The sequence below is a fragment of the Helicobacter pylori genome, from assembly GCF_003637665.1.
Taxonomy (GTDB): Bacteria; Campylobacterota; Campylobacteria; order Campylobacterales; family Helicobacteraceae; genus Helicobacter; species Helicobacter pylori_CK.
In genome coordinates this window covers 246,517-272,659 of sequence record NZ_MVWR01000001.1, presented here as the reverse complement: position 1 = coordinate 272,659, position 26,143 = coordinate 246,517, and the positions used below count along the sequence as shown (strand labels likewise).

The window sequence follows — 26,143 nt, the reverse complement described above, 5'->3', positions numbered from 1 at the left end:
TTACAATAAATAGTTGTAACTAATATAATAAATATTAGTGCTTTTAAAATAATATAAAAAAGTTTGCGAAGTTTCTTTTAAGGGAGGCATTTTTAAGGCTAATTCAAAGCGGTGTTTGAGGTTAAGCGTCATGCTCACCCCCAAATTCAACACTAGCCCAAAGGCGTTAGGCTGTGAATACCCTTTAATATCTTTTAAATTTTGATACATCCCATTCCACCCCACTCCAACGCCTCCAAATATCCCTAACGCAAACCTTTTTTCTTTGTCAATAGGCTTATCCATCAACAAATCAATATTCAAGCTTGCGGTTTGATAAGAGGCTAAAGAATCGCTTTTAAACCCTTTCATCGCCCCCCCTAAATACTCCCCATAAAAGCGTAAAGCGCTAATCCCGTTAGCAAAATACTTTTGATACCCGCTCCTTAAGCCATACAACAAAGGAGAAGCTTGAATATTGCTTAAAGGTTCAAACTTCTCATAAGAATGAGCACTAACCCCTATATCGCCAAGGATTACGCCTATAAAAAAACCGCTCTTATTTTTAGCCATTTGTTGGAATAAGAGAGATTCATTCTTTTCATGCAATTCCCCTTTAAGCATGTAAAGCTGGCGTTTTTTCTTATGGATTTCTTCAAGCAGGCTTTTTTCATCAATATTCTTTTTAACTTCCTTGTTTTCTTCAAACTCTAGCGTTTGGGCGCGTTTTTCTTCCAAAAGAATGGGAGCGTCTTTAGGGGGATTTTCTTTAATCATGTTTTCTTCAGTCGTATTCTCTTGAGCGGTATTCTCTTCAGCGTGCAAGCTTAAAATAAAACCAAAGCATAAAATGAAATTTCTTATTTTTTTAAAACACATATTGATACCCAATGCTTGCTATAGCTCCCCACCAAGTCTCTTTTGAAGAATTAGATTGCAAAAAAGGGAAATTATTTAAAATTTTAAATTCAAATTCAATGCGGTTTTTTTCTAATACCGTTAGAGCCAAGCCTGCGTTAAAAGACATCCCCCATTCCGCCGTATAATTCACCCCATGCGCTACAACCCCCAAGCCTAAACCCATATAACCCCCCATATAAAGGTATTTTCCCACAAAAGGTAAGGGAATGTCCAACAAAAAATCCCCATTCAGCATGACCGATTGAAACCCCACGCTCCCAAAGCCCGCTTTTTTAGGAGCCCCTCCATAATATTGGATATAGATGCGCCTGCCAATGATATTTGGCTTGACCAAGCGCGCAAAAAACGACGGCCTGAAAGTTTGATAGCCAAAACGCAAGCCATAAGCGAACAAATAATTTAAAATATTGCCCGTGATGCTAGAGCTATTGGTTCTAACCATGATTTCATGGTTGTAAAAAAACCCGGTATTGATCCCTAAAATAAGCCCGCTTTTAGCGTTCGCCCTTTTTAAGTCTCTGATCAATTCTTCAACTTCTTTATCTTCATAGGCTTTATAATACTTGATATATTTGTAATATTTCGGGTCTAAGGTATCATAATCAAGCGCACTCAATCCTGTATAAAACCCCATTAAAGACCATAAAATAGCTCGTTTCTTAAGACCCAAAATCGCCAAATCCCTTGAATTGTTTGTTAAAAGTTTCTTTCAATTATACTAAAATAATTAAAATGACCGGTTAAAATGGAGTAAAATTTTTACCCACCCCAATAAAGTCATGCTACAATGCCACTATATTTAACACTTAGGATTTTTAATGAGCATGCAAACCGCCCCAATTAAAAAAACCACTCTCAACCATCTCCAAGCTAAAAAAAATCAAGAAAAGATCATCGCTATTACCGCTTATGATGCACTATTCGCTCAAATATTTGATCCGCTAGTGGATGTGATTTTAGTGGGCGATAGTTTGAATATGAGTTTTTTCAATCAAAACGACACTTTAAGCGCGAGTGTGGAAATGATGCTCTATCACACCAAAGCCGTGTGCGCAGGCGCTAAGACTCCTTTTATCATCACAGACATGCCCTTTGGAAGCTATAAAGATGAAAAAACAGCCCTAAAAAACGCCATTAGAGTTTATAAAGAAACCCAAGCGAGTGCGATCAAACTAGAGGGGGGGAAAGAAAAAGCGAAATTGGTTAAAACGCTCACTAATGAAGGCGTTATTGTGGTAGGGCACATCGGCTTAATGCCCCAATTCGTGCGTCTTGATGGAAGTTATAAGATTAAGGGCAAAAATGAAGAGCAACAAAAAAAGCTTTTAGAAGACGCCTTGAGTTTGGAAGAAGCTGGGGCGGGTTTGTTGGTTTTAGAGGGTATAACCACCCCTATCGCCCAAAAAATCACGCAAAAAATCAAAATCCCCACGATCGGCATAGGGAGCGGTAAAGATTGCGACGGGCAGATTTTAGTGTGGAGCGATATGTTAGGCTTTTTTGATAGCTTTAAGCCTAAATTCGTGCGAGAATACCTTAAAGGGAAAAAATTGGTTCAAAACGCTATCAAGCAATACGCTGATGATGTGAAAAAGGGAAACTTCCCTAACGAGCTAGAAAGTTATCATTAAATGAAAGAACGGATAGTCAATTTAGAAACTTTGGATTTTGAAACTTCTCAAGAAGTGAGTTTGCGCCCTAGTCTTTGGGAAGATTTTATCGGTCAAGAAAAGATTAAAAGCAACTTGCAAATTTCTATTTGCGCGGCTAAAAAACGCCAAGAAAGTTTGGATCACATGCTCTTTTTTGGCCCGCCCGGTTTGGGTAAAACTTCAATAAGCCATATCATCGCTAAAGAAATGGAAACCAATATCAAAATCACCGCCGCTCCCATGATAGAAAAAAGCGGTGATTTAGCCGCCATTTTGACCAATTTGCAAGCTAAAGACATTCTTTTTATTGATGAAATCCACCGGCTTAGCCCAGCGATTGAAGAGGTTTTATACCCGGCTATGGAAGATTTCAGGCTGGATATTATCATAGGCTCAGGCCCGGCCGCTCAAACCATTAAAATTGATTTACCCCCTTTCACCCTCATCGGCGCTACTACTAGAGCCGGAATGCTCTCTAACCCCTTAAGAGACAGATTTGGCATGAGCTTTAGAATGCAATTTTATAGCCCTAGCGAACTAGCCCTCATCATTAAAAAAGCCGCCGCCAAACTCCACCAAGACATCAAAGAAGAAAGCGCTGATGAAATCGCCAAAAGGAGTAGAGGCACGCCAAGAATCGCTTTAAGGCTTTTAAAAAGGGTGCGCGATTTTGCGTTAGTCAAAAATTCAAGCTTGATGGATTTAGACATCACTTTGCATGCTTTGAAGGAATTAGGCGTGAATGAATTAGGCTTTGATGAAGCGGATTTGGCGTATTTATCTTTGTTGGCTAACGCTCAAGGGCGACCAGTGGGTTTGAACACGATTGCAGCGTCTATGAGAGAAGATGAAGGCACGATTGAAGACGTGATTGAGCCTTTTTTACTCGCTAATGGTTATTTAGAACGCACCGCTAAAGGCAGAATCGCCACGCCTAAAACCCACGCGCTTTTAAAAATCCCCACTTTAAAGTCTCAAACTTTATTTTAATCTTGTTTAGAAAGAAAATTACACTACAATAACGATAAAATTTTAAAGGGTGTAAAAGTAGATTATTATGTTTGGCATGGGCTTTTTTGAAATCCTTGTGGTGTTAATTGTAGCGATTATTTTTTTAGGGCCAGAAAAATTCCCCCAAGCTGTCGTGGATATAGTGAAGTTTTTTCGCACGGTTAAAAAAACGCTCAATGACGCTAAGGACACTTTAGATAAAGAAATCAATATTGAAGAAATCAAAAAAGAAACCCTAGAGTATCAAAAGCTCTTTGAAAATAAAGTGGAGAGTCTTAAGGGCGTTAAGATTGAAGAATTAGAAGACGCTAAAATAACTGCAGAAAATGAGATTAAAAGCATTCAGGATTTGATGCAAGATTACCAACGCAGTTTAGAAACCAACACCCCCCCTAACCACCATTTAAATGAAGAAGTTTCCAATGAAGAAGCCTTAAATAAAGAAGTTTCAAGCGATGAATCTCCTAAAGAAGTCAAATCAGCAACCGATAACAACGCCAAAGAACACGACAAAGAAAAAGAGCATGTTTGAAGATTTAAAACCGCATTTACAGGAATTAAGAAAGCGTTTGATGATTTCTGTAGGAACGATTCTAGTGGCGTTTTTGGGATGCTTTCATTTTTGGAAAAGTATTTTTGAATTTGTTAAAAATTCTTATAAAGGCACGCTCATTCAGCTCTCCCCTATTGAAGGGGTCATGGTAGCGGTTAAAATCAGTTTTTCAGCCGCTATCGTCATTTCCATGCCCATTATTTTTTGGCAATTATGGCTCTTTATCGCTCCAGGGCTTTACAAGAATGAAAAAAAAGTGATTTTGCCTTTTGTGTTTTTTGGGAGCGGCATGTTTTTAATCGGGGCGGCGTTTTCTTATTATGTGGTGTTCCCTTTCATCATTGAATACTTAGCCACTTTTGGGAGCGATGTGTTTGCGGCCAATATTTCTGCGTCCAGTTACGTGAGCTTTTTCACGCGCTTGATTTTAGGTTTTGGCGTGGCGTTTGAATTGCCTGTTTTGGCGTATTTTTTGGCTAAAGTGGGCTTGATTACCGATGCGAGCTTGAAAGCGTATTTCAAATACGCTATTGTAGTGATTTTTATTGTAGCAGCCATTATCACTCCCCCTGATGTGGTGAGTCAAATCTTTATGGCGTTGCCTTTAGTGGGGCTTTATGGGCTTTCTATTTTAATCGCCAAAATAATCAATCCGGCTCCCAAAGACAACGAAGAAGATAGCGAAAATAACGCCAAAGAGAATACAAAGAGCGAGTCGTAGTTGAAAGAATTTGATTTAGAAAGCTATGATTACCACTTACCTAAAGAATTGATCGCCAACTACCCCATTTTGCCCAAAGAAAAGGCTAAATTGCTCGTCTATGAAAGGCGTTCGCAAAAAATCACGCACACCACTTTTGAGCATGTTTTAGATTTTTTCCCTAAAAACGCCCTTATTGTGTTGAACGACACTAAAGTGATTAAGGCCAGGCTTTTTGGATCTAAGCATGCCTTTTTGTCATCAAAAACGACCGAAGTGTTTTTCCACCGCTTTTTTAAAAATAATACCGCTCTAACTCAAATCAAGGGTAAGATCAAAGTGGGGGACAAAATCTTTTTTGATGCAAATTGTTACGCTGAAGTCTTGGAATTGCTTCATAACGGCCAGCGCTTGATCGCTTTTTATGACCATAAAACCCCCTTAAATCAAGCGAACATCTTAAAGCTTTTAGAGCGATACGGGCATATGCCCTTACCCCCTTACATTAAAAGAGCCGATGAAAATTTGGATGCGCATGAATACCAGAGCGTGTTCGCTAAACACATCGGCGCGGTGGCTGCCCCTACAGCGTCATTGCATTTTTCTCAAAATGCCTTAGAAAAATTATTGAAAGGTTTCAAGCACGCTTTTTTAACCTTGCATGTGGGGGCTGGGACTTTTCTTGGCGTAGAAACTAAAGATATTAGAGAGCATCAAATCCATACAGAAGTTTTACGCATTCCTAAAAAGAGCCAAGAAATTTTGCAAGAATCCCAAGAGATTTTATGCATCGGCACGACCGCTTTAAGGAGCGTAGAATACTTTAAGCGTTTAGAAAACCCTAATCAAGAGGCGTTTGAATGCGATATATTCTTGCATCTTGCCAATCCTATTTTGCATGTTAATTGCTTGCTCACTAATTTCCATTTGCCCAAATCAAGCCTTTTAATGCTTGTAAGCGCGATGATAGGCTTAGAAAAAACCAAAGAAATCTACAAAATAGCCATAGAAAAGAAGTATCGTTTTTATTCCTATGGCGATGGGATGCTGATTTTATGAACCCCTTATTACAAGACTACGCGCATATCCTTTTAGAATGGAATCAAACGCACAACTTGAGCGGCGCGAAACGTTTAAGCGAGTTAGAACTCCAGATCACAGACGCTCTAAAACCTTTAGAATTTATCAAAGATTTTAAAAGCTGCTTGGATATTGGGAGCGGGGCGGGACTTCCTGCTATCCCTTTAGCCCTTGAAAAACCTGAAACAAAATTCATTCTTTTAGAGCCAAGAATAAAAAGAGCGGCTTTTTTAAATTACCTTAAAAGCGTTTTGCCTTTAAAAAACATTGAAATCATTAAAAAGCGTTTAGAAGATTATCAAAATCTTTTACAAGTGGATTTGATCACTTCTAGAGCGGTCGCTAGCTCTTCTTTTTTGATAGAAAAAAGCCAACGCTTCCTAAAAGATAAGGGGTATTTTTTATTTTATAAAGGCGAGCAGTTAAAAGATGAAATCGCTTGTAAAGACACTGAATGCTTTATGCATCAAAAACGAGTTTATTTTTACAAATCAAAGGAAAGTTTATGTTAAGAATTTTAATCCCCCTACTCATTATCGTGTGGGTTTTATGGCGTTTGTTTTTGAGGCAAAAACCCCACAAAGACAACCACTCTTACACGCAACAAACCCCCAAAGAATTAGAAGATCACATGATTGTATGCTCTAAATGCCAAACCTATGTCTCTAGCAAAGACGCTATTTACAGCGGAGCGGTAGCCTATTGCAGTGAAACTTGTTTGAAGGATAAGAGATAAATATGCTTATTTTAGGACACCCTTTAATCCCTAGCACTCGTTTTGTTTTCATTAAAAACACCGATGGCGTTCATTCTAGCACCAATAACGATATAGTGTGTTTTGAAGCGCACCCAAAAAATTTGGAATTAGCTAAGTATTGCTGTGAAAATAGCGTCCATTTTAGCGTGATCTTTTTATCGCACAAGATAGAAACGGACGCCTTTTTTTTATTCAACGCTTTCAAACCGCTCTATTGTATTTTTAAGGATATTAAGCAAGCCATACTCGCCCAACAACACGCCACGAATTACTTGTTAGATAGCAAAATCTTGTTTTTTATGGATTTAAACGATACAGAGTCGTGGGAAATTTGCGCTAAAAATCAAATAGATGGCGTGATTTCTAAAGATTCACTCCTTTTAAAATAAGCCCTTTTTAAACAAATCTTAGTTATAATAAGCCCCTTTTAAGGGGAGATGTCCGAGTGGTTGAAGGAGCACGCCTGGAACGCGTGTAAGGTGCAAGCCTTCGAGGGTTCGAATCCCTCTCTCTCCGCCATTTAAAAATGCCACGAATGCGAAACAAAAAACAAAAAGCTCCTTTCAAACAAACTGCGCCTTTCAGGGGTTAAAAAGATTTTCATGCCAATTTCTACATCCACCTTATGATACAAAACGATCGTGCGAAACTGCACCCCAAATTTCCCGATAGCCCTGAAATAAGTGTTGTGAAAATTGAAATCTTTTAATGAATCCCAAGTGTTCACCACCAAATCTTTGACTTTATTGTTGAGTATCCATGTGTTAGCGGCCAGTTGCAAGCCAAAGAAAAAAGCCCAGCGGTTGATAGGGTTTTTAGCGTAGGCGACCATGAAATCCCCTCCCACCCCATAAGTGAACATGTTCGCTTGTAAAGTAGAGTCATTATTAAAAAGCACATTGCCATAATCTATAAAGAAATAATACCTAGAATAAGCCCAATCGTTTTTAGGATTCACTTCATAGCCTTGAAGGATTGAAGCCCCTTGTAAAAGCTTGTTGGTGTTTAAAGGGCGCATAAACACCGTGCCTATTTGATAAGAAGAAGACATGTAACTCAAATTTTCAGCATTTAAAATATTTAAAAAACTTATACCCAGTATTAAAATTCTTAAATAATACACTTACTTGTAAAATCCTTGTCTTTCTTTTTTTCAAACCATCCAATGACCCTTTATCGCGCTCAAAAGTTATTTTATTACTTTTAAACTATTATGATAGCAAACAAACTGAATTTTTTTACAAATGAGAACGCTCATTGAACGCTCCATTTAGCCAATGATTATTGTTGGTCAAGGTAATTTTAATCAAAACATGCTATTATTTGGAATGATTTATTATTATAAGGCGTTAGAGACGCTTTGGCTGTTTAAAAAGAGCCTAATTTAAATGCAATCTTAAAAGGAGAAGCACTTTGAAACTACTGGTAGTAGATGATAGCTCAACTATGAGAAGAATTATTAAAAATACACTTTCACGCTTAGGCTATGAAGATGTTTTAGAAGCTGAGCATGGGGTGGAAGCTTGGGAGAAACTAGACGCTAATGCGGACACTAAGGTGCTTATCACAGATTGGAACATGCCTGAAATGAACGGCTTGGATCTCGTTAAAAAGGTGCGCTCTGATAGCCGTTTTAAAGAAATCCCTATTATCATGATCACCACAGAGGGCGGTAAAGCTGAAGTCATTACGGCTTTGAAAGCGGGCGTGAACAACTACATTGTGAAGCCTTTTACCCCCCAAGTTTTGAAAGAAAAATTAGAGGTTGTTTTAGGGACAAACGATTGAGTGTTAAAGCCAATGTATTATGAGTTTTTCTTTATCTTCCCTAAGGAGCAAGAGCTTTTTGAGAGCTTTCTTTTAGATACCACGCATCTAGCCTTAGAAGAATCAAGCCTAGAAAATTTAAAAGCGTTTGACGATAAAGAAACCATTGGATTTATAAGCCAATCCAGTTGGCATTACTTCACCACTCATGATCCTTTAAAAGAAAATTTAAAAGAAAAACCTCCGCATCTCAAAAATTTCGTTATTTTACGCTCTCAAAAGGATTTGAATAACTCGCTCATTCCAGCATTAGAAGCGTTTTGTTTGAATTTAAAACAAAACCTGCAAAGTGAGTTTGATTTTTTCTACCTTTCACGCAATTTGGCTTCAAAAGACTGGCTAGAAGCTTACAAACAAGCTATTTTACCGGTGCAATGCGCCAAATTTTACATACACCCTAGCTGGCATCAAAAGCCAAGCCATGTCGCTACAAATGATTGCATAATGATTGATCCGGCTTTGGCCTTTGGATCAGGCCATCATGAAAGCACTTCTATGTGTTTGGAATTGCTCTCTAACCTTGATTTAAAACGCAAAAACGCTTTAGATGTGGGCTGTGGGAGCGGGATTTTAAGCATCGCCTTAAAAAAACAAGGCGTTAGCGCTTTAGTAGCTTGCGATACGGATAGTTTAGCCGTTGAAGAAACCCTAAAAAATTTTAGCTTGAATCAAATCACCCTATTAGCGCAAGATAAAGTCATTTATGGCTCTACGCAAAAAATTAAAGGGCGTTTTGATATCATTGTGGCGAACCTTGTCGCTGATGTGATTAAGAGTTTGTATAATGAATTTGTGCGGCTTTGTAACCACACTCTTATTTTATCAGGGATTTTAGAAACCCATTTAAACTCTGTTTTACAGATCTATTATAATGGATTTGAGGTTTTAGAGCAACGAAAGCGTAACGAATGGGTCGCTCTAAAATTGCTTAAAAAACAACCAATAAATTAAGGATTATAATGAAACCAACGAACGAACCTAAAAAACCTTTTTTTCAAAGTCCCATTATCCTTGCGGTTCTTGGAGGGATTTTACTCATTTTTTTTCTACGCTCTTTCAATTCTGATGGCAGTTTTTCGGACAATTTCTTAGCTTCTAGCACTAAAAATGTGAGCTACCATGAAATCAAACAGCTCATCAGTAATAATGAAGTGGAAAATGTGAGCATCGGTCAAACTTTGATCAAAGCCAGCCATAAAGAGGGCAACAATCGTGTGATTTATATCGCTAAACGAGTGCCTGATTTGACCTTAGTGCCTTTGTTAGACGAGAAAAAAATCAATTATTCTGGTTTTAGCGAGTCTAACTTTTTTACAGACATGTTAGGGTGGCTCATGCCTATTTTAGTGATTTTAGGGCTATGGATGTTTATGGCGAACCGCATGCAAAAAAATATGGGTGGGGGTATTTTTGGCATGGGGAGTGCGAAAAAACTCATTAACGCTGAAAAACCTAATGTGCGTTTTAATGACATGGCAGGCAATGAAGAAGCCAAAGAAGAAGTGGTAGAAATCGTAGATTTCTTAAAATACCCCGAACGATACGCTAATTTAGGGGCTAAAATCCCTAAAGGTGTGTTATTAGTGGGGCCTCCAGGAACCGGTAAAACCCTTTTAGCAAAAGCGGTAGCCGGCGAAGCGCATGTGCCGTTTTTCTCTATGGGAGGGAGCAGTTTCATTGAAATGTTTGTGGGCTTAGGGGCAAGCAGGGTTAGGGATTTGTTTGAAACCGCTAAAAAACAAGCCCCTAGCATCATTTTTATTGATGAAATTGATGCCATAGGTAAAAGCAGAGCGGTTGGAGGCGTGGTAAGCGGGAATGATGAAAGAGAGCAAACCTTAAACCAGCTCTTAGCCGAAATGGATGGTTTTGGGAGCGAAAATGCGCCTGTGATTGTCTTAGCCGCAACGAACCGCCCCGAAATCTTAGATCCGGCGTTAATGCGTCCAGGGCGCTTTGACAGGCAGGTTTTAGTGGATAAGCCTGATTTTAATGGCAGGGTAGAAATCTTAAAAGTGCATATTAAAGGCGTGAAACTCGCTAATGATGTGAATTTGCAAGAAGTCGCCAAACTCACCGCAGGGCTTGCGGGGGCGGATTTAGCGAATATCATCAATGAAGCCGCGCTTTTAGCAGGAAGAAACAACCAAAAAGAAGTCAGGCAACAGCATTTAAAAGAAGCGGTTGAAAGAGGGATTGCAGGGTTAGAAAAGAAAAGTAGGCGCATCAGTCCTAAAGAAAAGAAAATCGTCGCCTACCATGAAAGCGGGCATGCCGTGATTTCTGAAATGACTAAAGGGAGCGCTAGGGTGAATAAAGTTTCTATCATTCCAAGGGGTATGGCAGCTTTGGGCTACACCCTTAACACGCCTGAAGAAAACAAATACTTGATGCAAAAACACGAACTCATCGCTGAAATTGATGTGCTTTTAGGCGGGAGAGCGGCTGAAGAAGTCTTTTTGGAAGAAATTTCTACCGGTGCGAGCAACGATTTAGAAAGAGCGACTGATATTATTAAAGGCATGGTGAGTTACTACGGCATGAGCAGTGTCAGTGGGCTTATGGTGTTAGAAAAGCAACGGAACGCCTTTTTAGGAGGCGGTTATGGAAGCAGTAGGGAATTTAGCGAAAAGACCGCAGAAGAAATGGATCTTTTCATTAAAAACCTGCTAGAAGAACGCTATAAGCATGTCAAACAAACCTTAAGCGACTACAGAGAAGCGATTGAAATCATGGTCAAAGAATTGTTTGACAAAGAAGTCATTACAGGCGAAAGGGTGCGTGAAATCATCAGCGAATACGAAGCCGCCAACAATTTAGAAAGCCGTTTGATCCCTTTAGAAGAGCAAGCGAGTTAAAAGTGCGAGCTTACAAACAGATTTTTGATAAGGGTTTAAAGCCTTATGATAAACATTCTGTTTGTTTAAAGCTTTTTTTTAGATTTTGTTTTCTAAAAATTCATGCTTATCAACAGCGTTATAAAGCGTTTGCTTTAACGCTCTTTTTTTGTGAGTTTTTTAGCACTTGTAAGATTTTTATTCCCATAATTGATTTTAAAATCGTTTTTATTCCTATTCTAAAAGCCAAGTTAAAAAGAATCTCTAATGCCTATTAACCCTCTCTATCTTTTCCCCAATCTTTTCACCGCTAGCAGTATTTTTTTAGGCATGATGAGTATTTTTTACGCTTCCAGTTACCAATTTGTCATGGCGTGTTGGTTAGTGGTAGCGAGCCTTATTTTAGACGGGCTTGATGGGCGTGTCGCAAGGCTTACCAACACCACTAGCAAGTTTGGTATAGAATTTGACTCCCTAGCTGATGTAATCGCTTTTGGGGTAGCCCCAAGTCTTATTACTTACTTTTATGTGGGGTATAACTTTGGGCGCATAGGCATGGCGGTGAGCGCGTTGTTTGTGATTTTTGGAGCGATACGATTGGCGCGATTCAATATCAGCACCAACACAAGCGACCCCTATTCTTTCATCGGTATCCCTATCCCTGCGGCGGCGGTATTGGTGGTGCTTTGCGTGTTATTGGATAACAAATACCATTTTTTAGAAGGCAATACCGAAAAGTTATTTTTAAGCTTTATTGTCTTATTGGGGGTGCTTATGGTGAGCAATATCCGCTACCCTAATTTTAAAAAAGTCAAGTGGAATCTCAAGCTTTTCATCTTAGTGTTGATTTTTTTATCGTTAGTGTTTGTGCGCCCTTTAGAGGCTTTGAGCGTGTTTATGGGGTTGTATTTGATTTATGGCATCATTCGGTGGCTCTTTTTAATGGTAAAAATTATTTTTAATAAAAATAAAAGCGCATGAAAGAATCTTTTTACATAGAGGGAATGACTTGCACGGCGTGTTCTAGTGGGATTGAACGCTCTTTAGGGCGTAAGAGTTTTGTGAAAAAAATAGAAGTGAGCCTTTTAAATAAGAGTGCTAACATTGAATTTAACGAAAACGAAACCAATTTAGATGAAATTTTTAAACTCATTGAAAAACTAGGTTATAGCCCTAAAAAAACTCTAGCAAAAGAAAAAAAAGAATTTTTTAACCCTAATGTTAAATTAGCGTTGGCGGTTGTTTTCACGCTTTTTGTGGTGTATCTTTCTATGGGAGCGATGCTTAGTCCTAGCCTTTTACCTGAAAGCTTGCTTACGATTAATAATCATAGTAATTTTTTAAACGCTTGCTTACAGCTTATAGGCGCTCTCATTGTCATGCATTTGGGGAGGGATTTTTACATTCAAGGGTTTAAAGCTTTGTGGCACAGACAACCCAACATGAGCAGCCTTATCGCCATAGGCACAAGTGCTGCTTTAATTTCAAGCCTGTGGCAATTGTGTTTCGTTTATACAAATCAATGGTCTTATGGGCATTATTATTTTGAAAGCGTGTGCGTGATTTTAATGTTTGTGATGGTGGGCAAACGCATTGAAAATGTTTCTAAAGACAAGGCTTTAGACGCTATGCAAGCTTTGATGAAAAACGCCCCTAAAACCGCCCTTAAAATGCAAAATAACCAACAGATTGAAGTTTTGGTGGATAGCATTGTGGTGGGGGATATTCTAAAGGTTCTCCCTGGAAGCACTATTGCAGTGGATGGCGAAATCATAGAGGGCGAAGGGGAATTAGATGAGAGCATGTTGAGCGGCGAAGCGTTGCCGGTTTATAAAAAAGTCGGCGATAAAGTCTTTTCAGGGACGCTCAATAGCAACACGAGTTTTTTAATGAAAGCCACGCAAAACAACAAAAACAGCACCTTGTCTCAAATTATAGAAATGATCCATAACGCTCAAAGCTCAAAGGCAGAGATTTCTCGCTTAGCGGATAAGGTTTCAAGCGTGTTTGTACCAAGCGTGATCGCTATCGCTATTTTAGCATTTATAGTGTGGCTCATCATCGCGCCCAAGCCTGATTTTTGGTGGAATTTTGGGATCGCTTTAGAAGTGTTTGTATCGGTTTTAGTGATTTCTTGCCCTTGCGCTTTAGGGCTGGCTACACCTATGAGTATTTTAGTAGCGAACCAAAAAGCGAGTTCTTTAGGTTTATTTTTTAAAGACGCTAAAAGTTTAGAAAAAGCAAGGCTAGTCAATACGATCGTTTTTGATAAAACCGGCACGCTCACTAACGGCAAGCCTATCGTTAAAAGCGTTCATTCTAAGATAGAATTATTAGAGCTATTGAGTTTAGCGCTCAGTATTGAAAAGAGCAGCGAACATGTCATTGCTAAAGGGATTGTAGAATACGCCAAAGAGCATAACGCTCCCTTAAAAGAAATGAGCGGAGTTAAAGTGAAAACGGGTTTTGGCATCAGCGCTAAAACAGATTATCAAGGCGCTAAAGAGATCATTAAAGTAGGCAATAGCGAGTTTTTTAACCCTATTAACACGCTAGAAATTCAAGAAAACGGGATTTTAGTGTTTGTGGGTAGAATGATTAATGAAAAAGAAGACGAGCTTTTAGGGGTGTTTGTTTTAGAAGATTTGCCCAAAAAAGGCGTGAAAGAGCATATCGCTCAAATCAAAAAATTAGGCATTAACACCTTTCTTTTAAGCGGGGACAATAGAGAGAATGTCCAAAAATGCGCGTTTGAATTAGGGATTGATGGTTATATCAGCAACGCCAAACCACAAGACAAGCTCAACAAGATCAAAGAGCTTAAGGAAAAAGGGCAGATCGTTATGATGGTAGGCGATGGCTTGAATGACGCTCCTAGTCTTGCTATGAGCGATGTGGCGGTGGTGATGGCTAAAGGGAGCGATGTGAGCGTGCAAGCAGCGGACATTGTGAGCTTTAATAACGACATTAAATCAGTTTATAGCGCGATTAAATTAAGCCAGGCGACCATTAAAAATATCAAAGAAAATTTGTTTTGGGCTTTTTGTTATAATAGCGTGTTTATCCCTTTAGCTTGTGGGGTTCTTTATAAGGCTAATATCATGTTAAGTCCGGCGATTGCGGGTTTAGCGATGAGTTTAAGCTCTGTGAGTGTGGTCTTAAACTCCCAAAGGCTAAGGAATTTTAAAATTAAGGATCATTGAATGAAAGCAACTTTTCAAGTGCCAAGCATTACTTGCGACCATTGCGTGGATAAAATTGAAAAATTTGTGGGCGGAATTGAAGGCGTGAGCTTTATTGATGCGAGCGTGGAAAAAAAGAGCGTGGTTGTAGAGTTTGACGCTCCAGCGACACAGGATTTGATCAAAGAAGCTTTATTAGATGCTGGGCAAGAAGTGGTGTGATATAGGAGTGGTGTGATATAAAGATAGTAGTTTAAAGACAGCAACATTCAAAGGGGGGTTGTTGTCTTTTAATGCTTTGTTTGGGTGTTTTTACGCCTTTTTAATCGTGATTTATCATAACCATAAGAGAAAGAAATTGTCGCATTTTCTCATTTCCACTTTTAATACAAACGAATCTCCTCATTCAAGCCGCTAATCACACCACCCATAAAAGAAAGGGAATTGCGAGGTAGTTTGCTTTTGAATCGCAAACGAATAAGGTCAAAAATTTCAACAAACAATATGCACAGCTCGTCAGGTTTCATATTGCCAGACACTAGGCATAAGTCGCTTATGTATTTAATAGGGACAAGAATACGAGAGCGATCGTCTTTTAAGTCATTGTCTAATCGCTGTATTAAGCCATCCATGCCCTTTTGAATTATCTCATGCATTCTTTCTAAAACACAATGTTCCCTTGCCAAAAAAGAATAAGATGAACGCATGATATAAAGTCTTCTGCTTATTTTACATAGCCTATTCGTTAAGTCAGGTAATGACAAATCAAGATTTCTAATGTATGGCATAACTATCCTTTATTTTGCGGCTATCGTTTTATCATGCGTTGCCTTAAAACGCTATAAACTCTAAGGTTTATGCATTCCTACACAAATTTCACTAAGATCATCCCGCTAAACGCGTTGTTTTTATAAAATTCTATGCGATAGATTCTTTCTTGCTTGTCCAGTGAAAAGCGTTTTTGAAAATCTTTAAATCTAATCGTATAGCCCGCTTCATTAGGCTTACTCTCATTAGAAACGCTAAAGCCAATCACATTCGCGCGGATATTGTCCATAGCATGGATATAAAAACTCTCTTTCACTTCAACCACGCTCCCTATTTTAACCATTTGATCCTCATTGTCAATTTGCATTTCCACTTCTTCTAAAGAAGGATCAAACTCTATATAAAAGGGCGATAATCGTGTCATAAGCTTGTTACCGTATTTTAAAAACACTTCTTGTTTATTTTTGACTAGCCCTACAATGTAAGCGTTGCTCTCTATGGGGATTTGCGGGATTTTAGTGTTGTGGGGTAAGGGGAAATGATTGAGTTTAGGGCGCAAGTTAAAAAGGGGCATTTTAGGCAAAGAGCTGATTTTTGCCCACAAGCTTTTATCATTGATTAGGGCATGCACGCTGCTAGGGTTAAGCTCAAAATCGCGCTTAAAAGGGATATTGAGCTGGTTGAGTAAGCCCTCAATGGCTTGCAAATGGTAAAACACCCTTGATGCTAAAGAGAGTTCTTTGCTGGCTTCATTGGCAAAAGCGCTCTTTTTTTGGTTGATTGCATAAAAAGTTAGGGCTTTTTGCATTTCTGTATCGCCTTGTGCGGTGCGCGTGTTTTTTAAATGATACTCCTCAATAGGGCGCAATAAATGGGCGTTGATGCTCTCAATCGTATTGTTTGCGAAAGCAAGCAGGTTAGGGAATTTCGCCCCTTTAACTTCATCTTGATCAATAATGAAGCAATTCCCCCAGCGCTTAGGATTGAGCGTCGCATCAACATAAACAGGGCGGTAATACCCACCGCCATCATGCAAATGCAAGACGGCATCCACGCTTGGTTTTGCAATCAAGGATTTGATTTCTTGGATAGTGGGGTATTCAGGGTCATTCTTGTCTAAAGTGGCAAATTTGCGGTTCATATCCCCATACAAGCCCCTATGATTTCTTAACATAGAAGGCTTATTCAATACGGGAACCACTTCCACCAAGCCTTTTAAAACGCTATAGTGCATTAAAAACAAATTAGCCGCATTAAACCCTCCAGGCTCATCGCCTTGAATCCCCGCTAAAAGCAACAAATGGGGGGCTTTGTCTCTATCCTCTACATTTGTAGGGGCTTTTTCTATCGTTTCTATCGCATGCACAAACACCAAAGAACACAAGCCCCACACTAAAAGCCATATTTTTTTCATCCAATCTCTCTACTATTTGAAACTAAAAGATCGCTAATTATACCTAAAAACCTTTTTAAGGGTGTTTTTTAAAGTTTCCATAAAAAGGAACGAAAAATGCTTGTGAATGATCAATTCTATATTAAAAGGTTTTTTATGGATATTTTAAAAACTCTTCAAAAGCATTTGGGTGATGTTGAAACAAGCGATTTTAAAACCAATGCGATAGAAAAATCCCAACAAATCGCCCAATTCAGTAGGGACATGAAAAATATAAACGAGAGCGTTGGAGCGTTACAAGTCTTACAAATCGCTTGCAAAAAGCTTTTCAATAAGAGCATGGGTTTAGAAGATAAAGACGCTTTGCAAGCTTCTATCATCAAACAAGAATTGCGAGAAATCGTAGAAAATTGCCAGTTTTTAGCCTCCCCTTTGTTTGACACCCAGCTCAACATTGCAATCCATGATGAAGTTTTTTCCATGATTGTGGATAATCCTTTGAATTTATTGGAAAATGCGGGCGAGTTTCAAGCTTATTTGGAAGAAAAATTAAACGAAATTAAGGAATTATTAGGCTATTTGAGCGAAAGCCTTTCAAACCCTAAAGCTTTCATGCCAAAACAAAGTTTTTCAAATAAAAACCTTAAAGATTTGTTGAGCGATAACTTGAGGGCTTAAAATCTAGCCCTCTAATTTAGAAAATTTGATTTTCCATAAGAAGAATGAGCCTAAAAACGCTATCACGAATAAGCCCACCAAGTAATAGCCTAAGTCTGTAAATTCCAGGCTTTGTAGGGCGTTTAAAAGGCGGTTTTCAAATTTTAAATGGAGTTTCTCGCTAACGACTTGAAAAAGCTCAATCAACCCGATAAAGAGCGCGATAAACACGCTTAAAGCGGTGATGGAGATATTGTAATAGATTTTTCTTAAAGGGGTTTTGAACGCCCAGTCATACGCCTTGAGCATGAACGCCCCATCTAAAGTGTCAAACAAACTCATGCCAGCGGCAAAAAGAATGGGTAAAGAGAGCATGCCCACCACACTCACTTTAATCGCGCTGCTAGAGAGGGCCAAAAGCGCGATTTCACTAGCGGTATCAAAACCCAGCCCAAAAAGAAAACCCACAGGATAAATATGCCACGACTTGGAGACGAAATTAAACAAGGGCTTAAAAAAGCGATTAAGTAAGCCCCTACTCGTTAAAAGCCGTTCAATCTCTTCATTTTGTTGCTGACTCAAGCTTTCATTAGAATGCGATTTTTTGAATATTCTTAATAAATCTATTAAAATAATCGCATTCAATAGCCCTATAATGAGCAAAAAAAGCCCTGAAACTAAAGTCCCCACTACCCCCCCTATTTCTTCTAGCATCGGCGTGTGCTCTTTAGCCCAAGCGATCGCAAACGCGCTGATAATAGTCATTAAAATCACCACGCTTGAATGCCCCATAGAAAAGTAAAACCCCACACCATAGGCGTTTTTGCCTTGTTGGGTGAGCTTTCTAATGGTGTTGTCTATGCAAGCGATGTGATCCGCATCAAACGCATGCTTTGCCCCTAGCATGTAAGCCATAGACGCCGCCGCATAAAACGAAGCGTTATTGGCCATAAAGAGCAACGCTAAGCCTAATGCATGCAAGAACACAATCGCTAAAAAATAAGGAAACCACAATTTCACAGCGTGCCTTTTTGTAAAAATAATATTTTTTGAATGATTGTAATATATTTTGTTAAATTAGAAAATCTTAGGATTTGTTTTTTGTTTATTTTCTGTAGATTGTTCTAAAAAATTTTTAACTAGATTAGTTTTTCCCACCCAAAAATTTGATCCATTCGTCTCTATCAATCAAAAGCACTTCATTAGCTTGAGCCAGTTTTTGAGCGGCCTGCGTGAAGTAGCTGTTGGTGATCACGCACGCTTTTTCGCAAGCGTAGTAAGCTTTAGAAGAGACCACCTCCTGAATGGCTTTGGGCGAAACTTTATACGAGTAGCGTTTGGCTTGAACCGCCCACTTGATGCCGTCTTTTTCTATAATCAAATCCGCTCCATAATCGCCGCTTTTTTGAGTGATTGTAACTTCAAAACCCTTTGAAGTGAAAAAGATTTTAGAATATTCTTCAAATTCAAAGCCGTTCATGGCGTCTATTTTTTGCAAAATGCGTTTGAGTTGGCGCTTCTTATACGAAGAGATAACGCCTTGAAAAAGCACTAACATGGAAAAAACGCCAAGAATTGACAACAATTTTAAAAGCAAATCATTAGCCGAAGTAACCAACTTCAATTCTAAGGCTTTTTCCAATACAACATGCCAAGCTAAATAAATCCCTACCGAAAACAAAATGACAAAAATAAAAAATAAAATCTTTTTCATGCCTTAAAGCCACTCGGCATTTTCTATAGCGTTCAAACGCTTTTCTAAACCCTCCATAAGAGAATAGTAAGCCTTATTAAGGGCTTTGATTAAAGCGTTATGATAGGATTTGTCTTCTTGGGAAAAAAGAGAGGGGTTATCGCCCAAACGATTAGCATAATAAACAGGCACGCTGAAAGCGGTGGGGATTAAAAGGGTGTCAAACGGGCAAGTGGTTTGCGGGACGCATTCTAAAATCAAGCTCGCTTGAAGGTTTAAAAAACGCATGACAGATTTTGGGTCAGCGTTAGGCTCAATCGTCTTTTTAAGCCTTTCTTTAATGGCTTTTAAATCTTTAGGACTCTCTTCAAAAGAAAAAAAAACATTGCCTGAAACATTGAGAATAAAAGCGCTTTTATCTTTTAAAAAATAAGCGATTTGTTGGGTGAGCGCTTTTTTAAATTCTTTTTGGTAAAAGGGCGGCACAAAACGGGCGTTAAAAAAGATTTTAGGGGGGGTTAAAGTGAAAGCGGTTTTTAAAGGGCTGTTTTTGGGGTAATCTTTATATTTTAAATGGAGCGTTGTTTTGTTGAAAAACTGACACCCTAGTAAAATAAAAACAACACCAACGCTTAAAACCCTTAGCATTCTATCAAACGCCCATGTTCTAATTTCACATGCTTAGTGGCTAATTTTAGCGTGCTTGGGTTGTGCGAGATGAGAATGATCAAGCGGTTTTGTTTCAATTCTAAAATGCTTTGTTTAACGCTCTCTTCTGTGTTATTGTCCAAAGCGGAAGTGGCTTCATCAAAGATTAAAACTTGAGCGTCTTTATACAAGGCTCTTGCAATGGCGATTCTTTGGCGTTGGCCGCCGCTAAGATTAGCGCCAAACTCATCTAAAACGCTCTCTATCCCATGAGGCATTTTTTCCACAAAATCTAAGGCTTGAGCTTTTTTTAGGCATTCTTTGATTTTGACCTCATCAATTTCTAAACCATACGCCACATTTTCAGCCACGCTCCCGTTAAAAATAAACACCCTTTGAGTGACAACGCTAATCTTTTCTCTCAAGGATTTTTGAGTGATGCTCTCTATTTTTTGATCATTAATGAAAATTCCGCCCTGGCTTGGCTCATAAAGGCGTAAGATCAGATTCACTAATGAGCTTTTACCGCTCCCGCTTTCGCCTTTTAAAGCGATGATTTCATTTTGTTGGAATTTCAAACTAATATCGCTTAAGACATAACGCTCTTGAACATCTAGCGCATAAGCCAGCCACACCTTTTTAAATTCTATGGTGTGTATAGCGTTATTTAGCGTTAATCCCCCATCAACAATAGCCGGCTCTCTTTCTAAAATCTCATGGATCCTGTCGCTAGCGACTAAGGCTTCTTGAAAATTAGAAACAATCCTAGTTAAGCGTTTGATCGGCGTATAGAGCATAAAAAGGGCCGTGATGAAAGAAAAAAACGCCCCCACGCTAATATGACCCCTAATCACTTCATTCCCCCCTAAATAAATCACTAGCGCTATCGCAATCGAGCCTAAAAACTCCATTAAAGGCGAAGAAATTTCAGCCACAGCGATGTTTTTGATACCGATTTTAAAAAACGCTTCATTTTCTTTCACAAAAGCCTTATGCTCTAACTTTTCGCCATTAGAGATTTTAATCGCTTCCACATTGTTAAAGACTTCACTCAAACGAGCGGTGATTTTGGCGTTACTCTCTTGATGGGATTTAGCGAGTTTTTTAACCTTACGAATGATTTTGCTGATAGGAATAGCGGCTAGCGGCATGATCACTAGCCCCACTAGTGCTAATTTAGGGCTTTGATAGATCACCACCCCCACTAACCCGACAATCGTTAGCCCCTCTCTTATACTCTCTGAAAGGTAATTGGACAAACTCGCTCTAATCAAACCGATATCATTGGTGATCCTTGCGATCAATTCGCCCTTTTTAGTCCTGTTAAAAAAATCCATTTCCATTTTTAGAAGGCTTTCTAACATGGTGTTGCGTATTTTTTTGACAATATCAAGCCCGATAAAGTTAGTGAAATAAGTGCCTAAATACATGCCCCCACTCTTGCCCAAATACGCCAAAATCACTAAAAAAGGCAGGATTTTGAGCATGTGAGTGTCTTTATTGATAAAAATTTCATCTAAAGTGGGCTTGACCAAATAAGTCCCCCAAGCCGTGCTTAAAGCCACCACCAAAGAAGAAAATAAAACCACTATAAAACTTTTATAATGCTCTTTAAGGTATTTAGAATACCGCCTGAAAAAGAGTTTCAAATGCTTAACCTTTGGATTTGATTAAACTTGTATTATAGTGTTTTTATTAAGGGATTTTTAACGCTTTAATAAACAGCTTAAAGCGATTGGTTAGAATTTAGCACTAAGGGTTGTCATCAAATGACTCCTGTCTGAATAAAGCGCTTTAGAGCCGGGCGTGGGCCTGTAACTCCCTACCGTAAAGCCTGAATGCGTCATCACGCCCAAATATTCTAATTTCACGCTCGCTGTCAAACTCTTACTGATCTTATAGCCCACATTAACAGCCGCACTCGCTTCATTGGCTAAAGTGCCGCTAGTCCAACGCCATAAAGTCCCCCACAGCCATTTTTTATGCACGCCCCCACCAAAAACCCAACCAGAGACGGCATCAGCGGTTACCACATGGCTTAAGGCTTGCCCTATATCATAAACGCTATTGGTCCAAAAATCAATGCCTAAAGGGTTTCCTGTCGTGCCGATATAAGCGTTTGCGTTTTTCCACACTTTATAAAACGCTCCCCCAAAATTAAATTCATTGTAATCAAATCGTTGCCTAATGAGCAAGCTTTGCCCAGCAGTGCCCGCTTTCACAGCGTAACGATAAGTATCTCTTCTTAAGGGGGCATGGACAGGGAGCAAAATATAAGCTTTTGTTTCGGATCTAAAGCCCACGCCATCAAAATTAGGGTTACTATCATAGCCTACAACCACCCCAGGGCTGTAATAAGTCCCGGGCGAAAATTGGAAAAAAGGGCTGACGCTAACCCCTTTTCTTTCATAAGTGTAATCCACTAAATGGATACCATAATTTAGAGTGCGCCCGTTTTTAATCACGGTTCTTGGAGAATAAAAATCATAAATCCACTCCCCATAAGCGAACGCCCTACCCCATGAGCTAAACCACCATAATTTGTGGCTTCCTTCATTTTTATCCTTGACTTTAGTGCTGATTTCAAAACCTTGCGTGTAACCGCTCATGTAAGGAGCATTAGATTGATAACGCCCTCCCTTAGCCGTAAAAATATCTTTATAGCGGTATTCTAAAAAAGCGTTATTCATCAAGTAATTACGGCGGATTTTATTAGCCCTAGCGTTCCCGCACGCTATAGAATCAATCACCTTGCCATCAGATCCAAGCGCGCACTCATGGATACTCGTGCCATCAAGCAAGGCTCTTTTACCCCCTAAATAGCCATCCCAATAACCGATGTAGTTATAAATAACCGATCCACCTTGATTAAATTTTGTGCTGTCATAAGCGATCCCTCCTAGCGTGCCGCCGACTTTTCCCTCTAAAACATGCCCTTGATCTTTAAGGCTTTTGGATAAAAAATCCGCATAGATATTGCCCTGACCTACAGCGGTTACAAAAGTCTCTGTAGGATAAATCCCCCTAGCTATGTCAATCTTTTTTTTTTATTAAAGCCAACTTTAGAAAAGGACTCCGCTGAAACTTCAATTTTATAATCAAACGCTTGCAAAGAAGCGCTCAAACTTAAAACATATAACCCGCAAAAAACTTGATTCTTTAAAGGCGCGCTATTTTTCATTTTTTTCCTTTTAATAGCCAATACATCTTAAAGACTGCAATTCTTAACTGATCTAAAAACAAAGAAGCATAATCAAGCTATTTATTTACTTTTAATTAACTCAACTATTTTAGATTATAACGAAATTTTTTTAATTTCATCATAAAATGAGATAAAGTAAATCAAAATTTAATCAAATTGGGGTTTTTGTGCCGTTTTATAACCAAACCCATTTTTTTAAAAAATGCTAAAAAGCATTTTTTAAGTTTGATAATCAATCTAATAGCAAAAATTCCAACACCGCCATGCGCATTGCCACGCCATTTTTGACTTGCTCTAAAACTTTAGATCGCTTGTCTTCTAACACCGCGCTTTCTATATCAATATCCCTATGCACCGGGCCTGGGTGTAAAATAATGATCTCTTTATTTTTAGCATGAGCCTCTAGGCGTTGTTGGGTGATGCAATAAGCGTTGCCATAATCTTTCAAGCTCGCAAAAATGGGCGTGTTGTGCCGTTCGGTTTGGGTCCTCAAACTCATTAAAATGTCTGCAAATGCTATCGCTTCTTCAATGTTGTGCGTCGTTTTTAAAGGAGTGGTAGGGAGCATGGAGCTTGGGGCGCACAGCATGATCTCAAGCCCTAGCCTTTGGAGCAATTTAATGTTGCTATTAGCCACTCTGGAATTTTTCACATCGCCTATAAAAGCGATTTTCTTTCCTTTTAGATTTTCCAAACTGCCAAAATGCCGATAAAGGGTGAGCAAGTCTAATAACGCTTGGGTAGGGTGAGCGCTTGTGCCGCTTCCTGCGTTAATCAAAGGGCATTGTGAAAATTCAGCTAATTTAAAAGGCGCGCTTGAAAAAGCATGCCGTGTGATGATAGCGTCAGGCTGCATGGCATGGATATTTTTAAAAGTGTCTATCAAAGTTTCACCCTTTGAAGTGGAGCTTGTTTGCATGTTTAATTTCACTATTTTTGCCCCCAACCTTAGGCTTGCGATTTCAAAACTAGACACCGTTCGGGTGGAATTTTCAAAAAATAAAGCCACGATGATTTTATTGTGCATTTTTTCTTTTGTTTCTAAAGATACGGCGTTAAAATCGTTCGCATAAACGCTCGCTTTTTCTAATAAAAGCTTGATTTCATCTAGGCTTAAATCGCTGGTTTGGAGCAAGTGTCGGCATTTTTTTGGCATAAAACCCCCTTTTAGTTATAATATAGGTTTTATTTTAGCTAAAAATGGCATGGGTTTTAGCAAGGAATGGGCTTGAAAAATCTCTCAACACTTCTGGTGTTTTTATTCTTTTGTTTAGGGTGTGTGAGCAATTTTAATGAAGACACTTACACGCTAGACTTAGTGTTAGAAAAAAAGATCCAAGCCAGCAGAAAGGGCGAAATCACCCAAGATAATGTGCCTATCATCACGGCTATCGCTACGCATTTAAACGATGTGGATAGCGGCACTTACTATGACCATGAGTATTTTTTAGTGGAGATTTTCACGCAAAATAACGATTGGATAGATGATGGCTATATTTCTTATGAACTTTTTGGCACAAAACCTACAGGCTCAGAGCCTTTATGGGTGCGAGAAATCACAAAAGATGAATTTGATGGCATTTTAGAAACCACGAACCGGTGGAGCAGAGCTTTTTTGCTCGCTTTTAACAAATTGGATTATTTAGCGGTGCAAGAAGCCAAACTAGAGCTTGATGCCTATAGTTTAGGCAAGATTGTTTTTAATTTCGCTTATCAAGTCCCCCTACCTCAATTTTAATGCGCCTAGATTACGCTTTATTCAACCAGCATTTAGCAAATAGCAGAGAAAAAGCTAAAGCGTTGGTTTTAAAAAATCAGGTTTTAGTCAATAAGGTAGTCATCTCTAAACCCTCTTTTATCGTTAAAGAGGGTGATCAAATTGAACTCATCGCTCCAAATTTACTCGTTAGCAGGGCTGGGGAAAAATTAGGGGCTTTTTTAGAAGATCATTTTATAGATTTTAAAGAAAAGGTGGTTTTAGATGTGGGAGCGAGCAAGGGGGGCTTTAGTCAAGTGGCTCTTTTAAAAGGGGCCAAAAAGGTGCTTTGCGTGGATGTGGGGAAAATGCAATTAGATGAAAGTTTAAGGAACGATACACGCATAGAATGTTACGAAGAGTGCGATATTAGAGAATTTAAAACGCCAGAAAAAATTGATTTAGTGCTTTGTGATGTGAGCTTTATTTCTTTATATTGTATTTTAGAGGCGATTGTGCCTTTAAGCGGTGAATTTTTGGCGCTTTTCAAACCGCAATTTGAAGTGGGTAGAAAAATAAAACGCAATAAAAAGGGGGTGGTAATGGATAAAGAAGCCATTTTGAACGCTTTAGAAAACTTTAAAAACCATTTAAAAACAAAGGATTTTCAAATCTTAAAGATCCAAGAAAGCTTAGTGAAAGGGAAAAACGGGAATGTTGAATTTTTTATCCATTTCAAGCGAGCCTAAGATTAAAAGCTTAGCTATCGGTAAATTTGATGGCTTGCATTTAGGGCATCAAGCCCTTTTTAAAGAATTAAAAGACCCCAAAGCCCTTTTAATCATAGAAAAAAAACATTACACTAAAGGCTATTTAACCCCCCTAAAATACCGCGCTAAACTCGTGGGCATGCCTTTATTTTTTGTGTATTTAGAAGAGATTTCGCGATTAAACGCCCTAGAATTTTTAGAGCTTTTAAAAAAGAAATTCCCCCATTTAGAACGCCTGGTGGTGGGCTATGATTTCAGGTTTGGGCATGAGAGGCAAAATGACGCTTTATTCTTAAAAGAGCGTTTTGAAAAAACCATTATTGTGCCTGAAGTGAAAATCCAAAACATTAGCGTGCATTCTAAAACCATCAAACTAGCCCTAAGTCATGGCGACTTACTTTTAGCTAACAAGCTCTTAGGCAGGCCTTATGAAGTGTGCGGGGAGGTCATTAGCGATCAAGGCTTAGGGCATAAAGAATTAGCGCCTACTTTAAATATCAAAACTAAAGATTTTATCCTCCCTAGTTTTGGGGTGTATGCGAGTTTAGTGAAAATAAAGGATCCAATTTATCAAAAAAGCGTGAGTTTTATAGGCAATCGCTTAAGCACGGATCAACATTTCGCCATAGAATGCCATGTTCTTGATACCATCATAGAAAACCCGCCCAAAGAAATCGCTTTGCGTTTGGTTCAAAAAATACGAGACAACATGCGTTTTTCTTCGTTAAAAGAGCTTAAAAATCAGATCCAACAAGACATCTTAATGGCCAAAGAGATTTTGAGATAATTTGTGTTAAAATGGCTTTTAAAAACCTTA

At 38.8% G+C, this 26,143-nt stretch carries 29 protein-coding genes, 1 tRNA gene and 1 pseudogene; 20 read left to right on the top strand and 11 right to left on the bottom strand.

Translation table 11 applies throughout. The features are described from left to right. Complete coding sequence (locus EAL49_RS01360; protein ID WP_120828376.1) at positions 1 to 858, bottom strand: outer membrane beta-barrel protein; 858 nt, start codon at positions 856 to 858, stop codon at positions 1 to 3. Continuing rightward, positions 848 to 1,570 (bottom strand): hypothetical protein, encoded by a 723-nt coding sequence (locus EAL49_RS01355; protein ID WP_120828451.1) that lies wholly within the window; start codon positions 1,568 to 1,570, stop codon positions 848 to 850. The genes EAL49_RS01360 and EAL49_RS01355 overlap by 11 nt, the downstream gene beginning before the upstream one ends. Positions 1,571 to 1,718: 148 nt before the next feature. On the opposite strand from EAL49_RS01355, the gene panB reads away from it, so the two are divergent. The 9 genes from panB (at position 1,719) to EAL49_RS01310 (ending at position 7,172) form a co-directional block, all read left to right on the top strand. After that, positions 1,719 to 2,531: a 3-methyl-2-oxobutanoate hydroxymethyltransferase gene (gene panB / locus EAL49_RS01350; protein ID WP_120828374.1), complete on the top strand. Its 813-nt coding sequence runs from the start codon at positions 1,719 to 1,721 to the stop codon at positions 2,529 to 2,531. Beyond that, positions 2,532 to 3,542 carry a Holliday junction branch migration DNA helicase RuvB gene (gene ruvB, locus EAL49_RS01345; protein ID WP_120828372.1) on the top strand — a complete coding sequence of 337 codons (1,011 nt, stop codon included), beginning with the start codon at positions 2,532 to 2,534 and terminating at the stop codon, positions 3,540 to 3,542. Between the two features lie 67 nt (positions 3,543 to 3,609). Next, positions 3,610 to 4,095: a Sec-independent protein translocase protein TatB gene (gene tatB, locus EAL49_RS01340; RefSeq protein WP_120828370.1), complete on the top strand. Its 486-nt coding sequence runs from the start codon at positions 3,610 to 3,612 to the stop codon at positions 4,093 to 4,095. Continuing rightward, positions 4,088 to 4,837, top strand: coding sequence for a twin-arginine translocase subunit TatC (tatC, locus tag EAL49_RS01335; RefSeq protein WP_120828368.1), 750 nt, complete (start codon positions 4,088 to 4,090; stop codon positions 4,835 to 4,837). Before tatB ends, tatC begins: the two co-directional genes overlap by 8 nt. After that, a complete protein-coding gene (queA, locus tag EAL49_RS01330; RefSeq protein ID WP_120828366.1) occupies positions 4,838 to 5,875 on the top strand; it encodes a tRNA preQ1(34) S-adenosylmethionine ribosyltransferase-isomerase QueA in 1,038 nt (345 codons plus the stop codon). It begins immediately after the preceding gene. Further along, positions 5,872 to 6,408, top strand: a complete 537-nt coding sequence (rsmG, locus tag EAL49_RS01325) for a 16S rRNA (guanine(527)-N(7))-methyltransferase RsmG (protein WP_120828364.1) — start codon at positions 5,872 to 5,874, stop codon at positions 6,406 to 6,408. Before queA ends, rsmG begins: the two co-directional genes overlap by 4 nt. Next, positions 6,402 to 6,632 (top strand): PP0621 family protein, encoded by a 231-nt coding sequence (locus tag EAL49_RS01320; protein ID WP_000944409.1) that lies wholly within the window; start codon positions 6,402 to 6,404, stop codon positions 6,630 to 6,632. The genes rsmG and EAL49_RS01320 overlap by 7 nt, the downstream gene beginning before the upstream one ends. Before the next feature lie 2 nt (positions 6,633 to 6,634). Further along, the gene (locus tag EAL49_RS01315) at positions 6,635 to 7,042 is read left to right on the top strand and encodes a hypothetical protein (protein WP_120828362.1); all 408 of its coding nucleotides are present in this window, start codon (positions 6,635 to 6,637) and stop codon (positions 7,040 to 7,042) included. A 42-nt stretch (positions 7,043 to 7,084) separates the two neighbouring features. Next, positions 7,085 to 7,172 (top strand) — tRNA-Ser (locus EAL49_RS01310). A 1-nt stretch (position 7,173) separates the two neighbouring features. On the opposite strand, the gene EAL49_RS01305 is transcribed toward EAL49_RS01310, so the two are convergent. Beyond that, entirely contained in the window at positions 7,174 to 7,776 is a 603-nt protein-coding gene (locus EAL49_RS01305) for an outer membrane protein (RefSeq protein ID WP_000291621.1), read from the bottom strand. Between the two features lie 290 nt (positions 7,777 to 8,066). Here EAL49_RS01305 and EAL49_RS01300 point away from each other — a divergent pair, with 290 nt between their 5' ends. Genes EAL49_RS01300 through copP form a run of 7 tightly spaced genes read left to right on the top strand, consistent with a single transcriptional unit; the run spans position 8,067 to position 14,721 of the window. Beyond that, positions 8,067 to 8,441 carry a chemotaxis response regulator CheY gene (locus tag EAL49_RS01300; RefSeq protein WP_000772151.1) on the top strand — a complete coding sequence of 125 codons (375 nt, stop codon included), beginning with the start codon at positions 8,067 to 8,069 and terminating at the stop codon, positions 8,439 to 8,441. A gap of 12 nt (positions 8,442 to 8,453) precedes the next feature. Then, positions 8,454 to 9,431: a 50S ribosomal protein L11 methyltransferase gene (prmA, locus tag EAL49_RS01295; RefSeq protein WP_162973074.1), complete on the top strand. Its 978-nt coding sequence runs from the start codon at positions 8,454 to 8,456 to the stop codon at positions 9,429 to 9,431. Positions 9,432 to 9,439: 8 nt separating this feature from the next. Continuing rightward, positions 9,440 to 11,338: an ATP-dependent zinc metalloprotease FtsH gene (ftsH, locus tag EAL49_RS01290; protein WP_120828358.1), complete on the top strand. Its 1,899-nt coding sequence runs from the start codon at positions 9,440 to 9,442 to the stop codon at positions 11,336 to 11,338. Positions 11,339 to 11,340: 2 nt separating this feature from the next. After that, the gene (locus EAL49_RS01285) at positions 11,341 to 11,595 is read left to right on the top strand and encodes a hypothetical protein (protein ID WP_120828356.1); all 255 of its coding nucleotides are present in this window, start codon (positions 11,341 to 11,343) and stop codon (positions 11,593 to 11,595) included. Continuing rightward, positions 11,585 to 12,298, top strand: coding sequence for a CDP-diacylglycerol--serine O-phosphatidyltransferase (pssA, locus tag EAL49_RS01280; protein WP_001122192.1), 714 nt, complete (start codon positions 11,585 to 11,587; stop codon positions 12,296 to 12,298). The genes EAL49_RS01285 and pssA overlap by 11 nt, the downstream gene beginning before the upstream one ends. Beyond that, positions 12,295 to 14,520 carry a copper-translocating P-type ATPase CopA gene (gene copA / locus EAL49_RS01275; RefSeq protein ID WP_120828354.1) on the top strand — a complete coding sequence of 742 codons (2,226 nt, stop codon included), beginning with the start codon at positions 12,295 to 12,297 and terminating at the stop codon, positions 14,518 to 14,520. The genes pssA and copA overlap by 4 nt, the downstream gene beginning before the upstream one ends. Then, on the top strand, positions 14,521 to 14,721 hold the full coding sequence (gene copP, locus EAL49_RS01270; protein ID WP_120828352.1) for a copper-binding metallochaperone CopP: 201 nt from the start codon (positions 14,521 to 14,523) through the stop codon (positions 14,719 to 14,721). Positions 14,722 to 14,882: 161 nt separating this feature from the next. Here copP and EAL49_RS01265 read toward each other — a convergent pair whose 3' ends face one another. Continuing rightward, positions 14,883 to 15,155 carry a hypothetical protein gene (locus EAL49_RS01265; protein WP_120828449.1) on the bottom strand — a complete coding sequence of 91 codons (273 nt, stop codon included), beginning with the start codon at positions 15,153 to 15,155 and terminating at the stop codon, positions 14,883 to 14,885. Between the two features lie 209 nt (positions 15,156 to 15,364). Next, positions 15,365 to 16,681 (bottom strand): DL-carboxypeptidase Csd4, encoded by a 1,317-nt coding sequence (csd4, locus tag EAL49_RS01260; RefSeq protein ID WP_120828350.1) that lies wholly within the window; start codon positions 16,679 to 16,681, stop codon positions 15,365 to 15,367. A 135-nt stretch (positions 16,682 to 16,816) separates the two neighbouring features. Here csd4 and EAL49_RS01255 point away from each other — a divergent pair, with 135 nt between their 5' ends. Continuing rightward, the gene (locus EAL49_RS01255) at positions 16,817 to 17,338 is read left to right on the top strand and encodes a flagellar FLiS export co-chaperone (protein WP_120828447.1); all 522 of its coding nucleotides are present in this window, start codon (positions 16,817 to 16,819) and stop codon (positions 17,336 to 17,338) included. 3 nt (positions 17,339 to 17,341) lie between these two features. Here the strand turns inward: EAL49_RS01255 and EAL49_RS01250 are convergent, their stop codons facing one another. The 6 genes and pseudogenes from EAL49_RS01250 to pyrB all read right to left on the bottom strand — a co-directional run bounded on the left by EAL49_RS01250 (position 17,342) and on the right by pyrB (position 24,016). Beyond that, entirely contained in the window at positions 17,342 to 18,337 is a 996-nt protein-coding gene (locus EAL49_RS01250; RefSeq protein ID WP_120828348.1) for a HoxN/HupN/NixA family nickel/cobalt transporter, read from the bottom strand. Positions 18,338 to 18,461: 124 nt separating this feature from the next. Beyond that, positions 18,462 to 19,031: a restriction endonuclease gene (locus tag EAL49_RS01245; RefSeq protein ID WP_120828346.1), complete on the bottom strand. Its 570-nt coding sequence runs from the start codon at positions 19,029 to 19,031 to the stop codon at positions 18,462 to 18,464. 3 nt (positions 19,032 to 19,034) lie between these two features. Beyond that, positions 19,035 to 19,658: a neuraminyllactose-binding hemagglutinin family protein gene (locus EAL49_RS01240; RefSeq protein WP_120828344.1), complete on the bottom strand. Its 624-nt coding sequence runs from the start codon at positions 19,656 to 19,658 to the stop codon at positions 19,035 to 19,037. Beyond that, positions 19,652 to 21,307: an ABC transporter ATP-binding protein gene (locus EAL49_RS01235; protein WP_120828342.1), complete on the bottom strand. Its 1,656-nt coding sequence runs from the start codon at positions 21,305 to 21,307 to the stop codon at positions 19,652 to 19,654. Before EAL49_RS01235 ends, EAL49_RS01240 begins: the two co-directional genes overlap by 7 nt. 90 nt (positions 21,308 to 21,397) lie before the next feature. Continuing rightward, positions 21,398 to 22,839 (bottom strand): annotated as a pseudogene (gene hofB / locus EAL49_RS01230) (outer membrane beta-barrel protein HofB). Positions 22,840 to 23,092: 253 nt separating this feature from the next. Next, positions 23,093 to 24,016 carry an aspartate carbamoyltransferase gene (gene pyrB, locus EAL49_RS01225; protein ID WP_120828339.1) on the bottom strand — a complete coding sequence of 308 codons (924 nt, stop codon included), beginning with the start codon at positions 24,014 to 24,016 and terminating at the stop codon, positions 23,093 to 23,095. 66 nt (positions 24,017 to 24,082) lie between these two features. On the opposite strand from pyrB, the gene EAL49_RS01220 reads away from it, so the two are divergent. The 3 genes from EAL49_RS01220 to EAL49_RS01210 are packed head-to-tail and all read left to right on the top strand — an operon-like array spanning position 24,083 to position 26,113. Then, positions 24,083 to 24,598, top strand: coding sequence for a hypothetical protein (locus tag EAL49_RS01220; protein WP_000523535.1), 516 nt, complete (start codon positions 24,083 to 24,085; stop codon positions 24,596 to 24,598). Further along, positions 24,598 to 25,305, top strand: coding sequence for a 23S rRNA (cytidine-2'-O)-methyltransferase TlyA (tlyA, locus tag EAL49_RS01215; RefSeq protein ID WP_120828338.1), 708 nt, complete (start codon positions 24,598 to 24,600; stop codon positions 25,303 to 25,305). Before EAL49_RS01220 ends, tlyA begins: the two co-directional genes overlap by 1 nt. Then, the gene (locus EAL49_RS01210) at positions 25,271 to 26,113 is read left to right on the top strand and encodes a bifunctional riboflavin kinase/FAD synthetase (protein WP_120828336.1); all 843 of its coding nucleotides are present in this window, start codon (positions 25,271 to 25,273) and stop codon (positions 26,111 to 26,113) included. Before tlyA ends, EAL49_RS01210 begins: the two co-directional genes overlap by 35 nt. The last annotated feature ends 30 nt before the right edge of the window (positions 26,114 to 26,143 follow it).

Excerpts from the sequence above, each read along its gene's own strand:
- EAL49_RS01360 (WP_120828376.1), bottom strand. The coding sequence starts at position 858 with ATGTGTTTTAAAAAAATAAGAAATTTCATTTTATGCTTTGGTTTTATT.
- panB (WP_120828374.1), top strand. The coding sequence starts at position 1,719 with ATGAGCATGCAAACCGCCCCAATTAAAAAAACCACTCTCAACCATCTC.
- ruvB (WP_120828372.1), top strand. The coding sequence starts at position 2,532 with ATGAAAGAACGGATAGTCAATTTAGAAACTTTGGATTTTGAAACTTCT.
- tatB (WP_120828370.1), top strand. The coding sequence starts at position 3,610 with ATGTTTGGCATGGGCTTTTTTGAAATCCTTGTGGTGTTAATTGTAGCG.
- tatC (WP_120828368.1), top strand. The coding sequence starts at position 4,088 with ATGTTTGAAGATTTAAAACCGCATTTACAGGAATTAAGAAAGCGTTTG.
- rsmG (WP_120828364.1), top strand. The coding sequence starts at position 5,872 with ATGAACCCCTTATTACAAGACTACGCGCATATCCTTTTAGAATGGAAT.
- EAL49_RS01320 (WP_000944409.1), top strand. The coding sequence starts at position 6,402 with ATGTTAAGAATTTTAATCCCCCTACTCATTATCGTGTGGGTTTTATGG.
- EAL49_RS01315 (WP_120828362.1), top strand. The coding sequence starts at position 6,635 with ATGCTTATTTTAGGACACCCTTTAATCCCTAGCACTCGTTTTGTTTTC.
- prmA (WP_162973074.1), top strand. The coding sequence starts at position 8,454 with ATGTATTATGAGTTTTTCTTTATCTTCCCTAAGGAGCAAGAGCTTTTT.
- ftsH (WP_120828358.1), top strand. The coding sequence starts at position 9,440 with ATGAAACCAACGAACGAACCTAAAAAACCTTTTTTTCAAAGTCCCATT.
- pssA (WP_001122192.1), top strand. The coding sequence starts at position 11,585 with ATGCCTATTAACCCTCTCTATCTTTTCCCCAATCTTTTCACCGCTAGC.
- copA (WP_120828354.1), top strand. The coding sequence starts at position 12,295 with ATGAAAGAATCTTTTTACATAGAGGGAATGACTTGCACGGCGTGTTCT.
- copP (WP_120828352.1), top strand. The coding sequence starts at position 14,521 with ATGAAAGCAACTTTTCAAGTGCCAAGCATTACTTGCGACCATTGCGTG.
- EAL49_RS01265 (WP_120828449.1), bottom strand. The coding sequence starts at position 15,155 with ATGCATGAGATAATTCAAAAGGGCATGGATGGCTTAATACAGCGATTA.
- csd4 (WP_120828350.1), bottom strand. The coding sequence starts at position 16,681 with ATGAAAAAAATATGGCTTTTAGTGTGGGGCTTGTGTTCTTTGGTGTTT.
- EAL49_RS01255 (WP_120828447.1), top strand. The coding sequence starts at position 16,817 with ATGGATATTTTAAAAACTCTTCAAAAGCATTTGGGTGATGTTGAAACA.
- EAL49_RS01245 (WP_120828346.1), bottom strand. The coding sequence starts at position 19,031 with ATGAAAAAGATTTTATTTTTTATTTTTGTCATTTTGTTTTCGGTAGGG.
- EAL49_RS01240 (WP_120828344.1), bottom strand. The coding sequence starts at position 19,658 with ATGCTAAGGGTTTTAAGCGTTGGTGTTGTTTTTATTTTACTAGGGTGT.
- pyrB (WP_120828339.1), bottom strand. The coding sequence starts at position 24,016 with ATGCCAAAAAAATGCCGACACTTGCTCCAAACCAGCGATTTAAGCCTA.
- EAL49_RS01220 (WP_000523535.1), top strand. The coding sequence starts at position 24,083 with ATGGGCTTGAAAAATCTCTCAACACTTCTGGTGTTTTTATTCTTTTGT.
- tlyA (WP_120828338.1), top strand. The coding sequence starts at position 24,598 with ATGCGCCTAGATTACGCTTTATTCAACCAGCATTTAGCAAATAGCAGA.
- EAL49_RS01210 (WP_120828336.1), top strand. The coding sequence starts at position 25,271 with ATGTTGAATTTTTTATCCATTTCAAGCGAGCCTAAGATTAAAAGCTTA.